Here is a 4,886-nt window from a genome sequence, read left to right on the forward strand (position 1 = left end):
TGCGGTACTCGATGCTGCTGCGCAGTTCGGTCGAGGTCAGCCCGGAGGGCTTGATGACGCTGGCCGCCAGCGCGGTGTCGTCCAGGCGCGATTCCCAACGCTCCTCGATGGCCTCGGTGCGGGTCACCGACTTGGCTTCGAACCAGGTGCGGGTGACCTGGTGCAACAGCCAGCCGCCGGTGCGGTGCTCGGCAGTGGCGGCGTGGGCGATGGACTCCAGGCGGCCGTCGTCGTCGAATTCGTACAGGTGCACGTCCTGCAGTTCCAGCCAGGTGTTGCCTTCCCCATCCTTGCGTTCCTCGCCGCCGCCGGCGTTGAGGAAGATGTTGCCTTCGCGCGCCCACAGGCCGGAATAGCGCGCCACGATCATGTCGGGCGAGCGCGCGGAGGCCTTGAGAGCGTCGGCGCTGCGCTGCCCCCACGGTGCGAGGGTTTCGCCGTTGAGCACCATCAGCGCGGTCAGCACCGCCAGCGCCATGGCCACGGCCAGGCCAAGGCGCCGCCGCGACAGGCCCAGCGCGCGCAACGCGGTCAGTTCCGAGGTCGTGGCCAGTTGGCCCAGGCCCATCAGCGTGCCGATCACCGCGGCGGTCGGGAACAGCGTGTAGGCGCGCCGCGGTACGGTGTAGAGGATGTACAGCAAGGCCTGGCCGAACCCGTAGTCGCCTTGGCCGATGTCGTCGAGCTCGGACATCAATCCGCCGATCACCACGTCCAGGCCGAGCAGCACCGCCCAGGTCGCCAGCACGGTGCCCAGCAGCACCTTGCCGACATAGATGTCATGCACTTTCGGGAACGGCGACAGCGTGCTCCGCAGCGTGCTCATGGCTTGCGCACCCGCACGCGCGGACGGGCCATGCGCCCGTCGCCGAAATACATCCAGGCGCCCAGCGCCAGCAGGGGCAGCAGCAACCACCACAGGCCCGCGGCCAAGGGCAGCTTGCCGGCCGCCAGCCAGCCGGTGCCGAGTATCGCCAGGTTCATGCCGACCAGGTAGGCGAGGAAGCCGAGCATCATCCGGCCGTAGCGGGCCTGGCGCGGCGGGCTGCGCGCCAGCGGCACCGCCAGCAGCGCGAACGCCAGTGCGAGCAGAGGCGGCGCGAGGCGGAAATGCAGCTCGGCGGTGGCCTCGGCGCGCGGGTCGCCGATCAGCGCGGGCGTGCTCATGGCGTCAGGGTCGGCGCCGTCATCGCCGCTGGGTTCGGTTTGCGGCAGCAACAGGTCGTTGTCGGCATAGCGCATCAGGCGGAAATCGCGGCCGACCTCGCGCGGGCCTTCGACCCGGAAGCCTTCCTCCAGGCGCAGGACGCGATCCTCGCCCTCGGTGATGACCACGCCGGTGCGCGCCGTGGTCACGTCCAGGCGGTCGCCCGTCTGGCGATACACGAAGATCCGCCCGAGCCGGGTGCCGTCGGTGGACATGGAACCGACGTAGACCACGCCGCCGCCACCGGGCAGTTCGGTGAACCGACCGGGCTCCAGCCCGGCAACCAGGAGGTTGCGGTTGTTCTCGGCGATCAGGCGCGACGAAGTGGCCTTGGCCCAGGGCCCCAGCCACAACGAACACATCGCGATCGCCACGGCCATCGGCAGGGCCAGCAGCATCAGGGGGCGCAGCAGGCGACGCGGCCCGACGCCAATCGCCGCCAGCACCGGCATTTCCGCGTCCCGGTACAGGCGCCCGACGGCCAGCAGCAGCCCCAGCATCAAGCCCAGCGGCAGGACCATGGGCAGGTAGCGGATGGTCTGCAGCCCCATCTGCGAGAGCAGCATCGAGGCCGGCACCTTGCCGCTGGCGATCTGCCCCAGGACGCCGGCGAAGATGCCGCCCAGGCTGACCATCAGCAGGACCACCAGCGTGGCGAAGGTGGCCTGGGTGAATTCGCGCAGCAGATAGCGGTCCAGCTGGGGCATCGGGCCTCGGTGCTTTAAACTTCAGGGTTCCGTCCGCGGCACGCCGCTGCAGGCGATTGTACGCAGACACGCCGGAAGCCTCCCTGATGACCCTCGAATTCAGCCTGAACCCCCGCAGCCAGGACGCCGCGACCGCCAGCACCGATTGCGTGGTGGTGGGCGCATGGTCCGACGGCAGCCTCACCCCCGCCGCCCAGGCGATCGATGCCGCCAGCGGCGGGCGCCTGAAGACGCTGCTCTCGCGCGGCGACCTCAGCGGCAAGACCGGGCGCACCGGGATGCTCCACGACCTGGCCGGCGTCACCGCGCCCCGCGTGCTGGTGGTCGGCCTCGGCGAGCCGGGCCAGAAGTTCGGCGCGGCACAGTACCTCAAGGCCGTGGGCGACGCCGCCCGCGCACTGAAGACCGGCCCGGTCGGGTCTGCGCTGCTCACCCTGTCCGAGGTGGCGGTCGAAGGCCGCGACGCGGCATGGAACATCCGCCAGGCCGCGATCGCGGCCGACCATGCGTGCTACCGCTACACCGCCACCCTCGGCGCGAAGAACAAGAAGCGGGAGGAGACCGGCCTCAAGTCGCTGGAAATTTCCGGCAGCGACGAGACCGCACTCGCCCAAGGCAAGGCGATCGCCGCGGGCGTGGCGTTCGCGCGCGAACTCGGCAACCTGCCCCCCAACGTGTGCAACCCGGCGTACGTCGCCCGACAGGGCCGCGAGTTCGCCTCGCGCGTCGGCGGCAAGGTCTCCTGCGAAGTGCTGGACCGCGCGCAGATGCAGGCGCTGGGCATGGGCTCGCTGCTCGCCGTGGCCCAGGGCTCGGCCAACGAACCGCAGCTGGTGGTGATGAAGTACGACGGCGCCGGCAGCGACAGCAAGCCGTACGTCCTGGTCGGCAAGGGCATCACCTTCGACACCGGCGGCATCAACCTCAAGACCCAGGGCGGCATCGAGGAGATGAAGTACGACATGTGCGGCGCGGCCACCGTGCTCGGCACCTTCGTCGCCGCCGTGGGCATGCAGCTGCCGGTCAACCTGGTCTGCATCGCCGCCGCCGTGGAGAACATGCCCGACGGCAACAGCTACCGCCCGTCCGACGTGCTCACCAGCATGTCCGGCAAGACCATCGAGGTCGGCAACACCGACGCCGAGGGCCGCCTGGTCCTGTGCGACGCGCTGACCTACGCGCAACGCTTCGAACCGGCCGCCCTGCTCGACGTGGCCACGCTCACCGGCGCCTGCGTGGTCGCGCTCGGCAAGTACGCCACCGGCCTGATGGGCAAGCACGACGACCTTTGCGCCGAACTGCTGGCCGCCGGCGAGGCCACCTTCGACCGCGCCTGGCGCCTGCCGCTGTGGGATGAATACCAGGGCATGCTCGATTCGCAGTTCGCCGACGTCTACAACATCGGCGGCCGCTGGGCCGGCGCGATCACCGCCGGCTGCTTCCTCTCGCGCTTCACCGAGGGCCAGCGCTGGGCGCACCTGGACATCGCCGGCGTCTCCAACGGCGACGGCAAGATGGGCATGGCGACCGGGCGGCCGGTGGGGATGCTGGCGCAGTGGTTGCTGGATCGGGCCGGGACTCGGGACTCGGGACTCGGGACTCGGTAGGGCATGGCGCGGGCGGATTTCTACCTGATCGCGAAGCCGCGTTTCCGCCAGGAGCCGCTGCGGCTGGTGTGCGAGCTCGTGCGCAAGGCGCACGACTCGGGCCAGCCGACACTGGTGCTGGCGCGCGACCGCGAACAGGCCGAAGCCATCGACGACCTGCTGTGGGCGTTCGACGACGACGCCTACATCCCGCACCAGATCGCCGGCGACGACGAGGACGACCTGGCGCCGGTGCTGATCGCCACTCCGGACATGGACGTGCCGCTGCGCCCGCTGGTCCTGAACCTGCGCGACGCTGCGGTCGAAGGCAGCTTCGAACGCGTGCTCGAGGTGGTACCCGCCGACGATTCCGCGCGCGAACCGCTGCGCGAGCGCTGGAAGCAGTACAAGGCGCGCGGCTTTGATGTAAACAAGCACGACATGTAAATGAATCGCGGCTTCCGCCGCTCCCACGGACACTCGTGGCTCTTCCGAGTCCCGAGTCCCGAGTCCCGAGTCCCGAGTCCCGAGTCCCGCAACCCATGACCCTCGCTTCCTCATACGACCCCACCACCTTCGAATCCCGCCTGTACGCGCAGTGGGAAGCCAGCGGCGTGTTCGCGCCGACCGGCAAGGGCGAGCCCTACTCCATCCTGCTGCCGCCGCCGAACGTCACCGGCACCCTGCACATGGGCCACGCGTTCCAGCACACGCTGATGGACGCGCTGGTCCGCTACCACCGCATGCGCGGGTACGACACGCTGTGGCAGCTCGGCACCGACCACGCCGGCATCGCCACCGAGATGGTGGTGGCGCGCAACCTGGCGCTGGAAGGCAACGGCGAGACCCGCGATTCGCTCGGCCGCGACGGTTTCATCGCCCGGGTCTGGGACTGGAAACAGCATTCGGGCGACACCATCGAGCGGCAGATGCGCCGCCTGGGCGTCTCCGGCGACTGGTCGCGCAGCGTGTTCACCATGGATCCGATGGCAGCGAATGCCGTCATCGAGGCCTTCGTGCGCCTGCACGAGGAAGGCCTCATCTACCGCGGCCAGAGGCTGGTCAACTGGGATCCGGTGCTGAAGACCGCGATCTCCGACCTGGAGGTGCTCAACCAGGAGGAAGACGGGTTCCTGTGGTCGATCGCCTATCCACTGAGCGACGGCAGCGGCAACCTCGTGGTCGCGACCACGCGCCCGGAAACCATGCTCGGCGACGCCGCGGTGATGGTGCATCCCGACGACGAGCGCTATACCCACCTCGTGGGCAAGACTGTGCGCCTGCCGCTCACCGGCCGCGAGATCCCGGTGATCGCCGACGCCTACGTCGACCGCGAGTTCGGCACCGGCGTGGTCAAGGTCACGCCCGCACACGACTTCAACGACT

The 4,886-nt window shown here is 69.6% G+C and carries 5 protein-coding genes; 3 read left to right on the forward strand and 2 right to left on the reverse strand.

Features of this window, described 5'->3' with window-relative positions:
* Together QAA18_RS12515 and lptF are read right to left on the reverse strand one after the other, a co-directional pair.
* On the reverse strand, positions 1 to 826 hold an 826-nt coding region (locus tag QAA18_RS12515; RefSeq protein ID WP_279413397.1), incomplete at its 3' end, for an LptF/LptG family permease.
* Positions 823 to 1,914, reverse strand: a complete 1,092-nt coding sequence (gene lptF, locus QAA18_RS12520; RefSeq protein ID WP_279413399.1) for an LPS export ABC transporter permease LptF — start codon at positions 1,912 to 1,914, stop codon at positions 823 to 825. The genes lptF and QAA18_RS12515, both read right to left, overlap by 4 nt.
* An 86-nt stretch (positions 1,915 to 2,000) precedes the next feature.
* Between lptF and QAA18_RS12525 the strand changes: the two genes are divergently transcribed.
* The 3 genes from QAA18_RS12525 to QAA18_RS12535 form a co-directional block, all read left to right on the forward strand.
* The gene (locus tag QAA18_RS12525; protein WP_279413401.1) at positions 2,001 to 3,521 is read left to right on the forward strand and encodes a leucyl aminopeptidase; all 1,521 of its coding nucleotides are present in this window, start codon (positions 2,001 to 2,003) and stop codon (positions 3,519 to 3,521) included.
* 3 nt (positions 3,522 to 3,524) lie between these two features.
* Positions 3,525 to 3,947, forward strand: coding sequence for a DNA polymerase III subunit chi (locus QAA18_RS12530; RefSeq protein WP_279413404.1), 423 nt, complete (start codon positions 3,525 to 3,527; stop codon positions 3,945 to 3,947).
* 95 nt (positions 3,948 to 4,042) lie between these two features.
* The coding region (locus tag QAA18_RS12535; RefSeq protein ID WP_279413406.1) for a class I tRNA ligase family protein at positions 4,043 to 4,886 on the forward strand (844 nt) is incomplete at its 3' end.

Origin of the sequence: Luteimonas sp. 8-5 (assembly GCF_029763755.1) — a bacterium.
Classification (GTDB): Bacteria; Pseudomonadota; Gammaproteobacteria; order Xanthomonadales; family Xanthomonadaceae; genus Cognatiluteimonas.

Coding starts and splice junctions, on each gene's coding strand:
- QAA18_RS12530 (WP_279413404.1), top strand. CDS start 3,525: ATGGCGCGGGCGGATTTCTACCTGATCGCGAAGCCGCGTTTCCGCCAG.
- QAA18_RS12525 (WP_279413401.1), top strand. CDS start 2,001: ATGACCCTCGAATTCAGCCTGAACCCCCGCAGCCAGGACGCCGCGACC.
- lptF (WP_279413399.1), bottom strand. CDS start 1,914: ATGCCCCAGCTGGACCGCTATCTGCTGCGCGAATTCACCCAGGCCACC.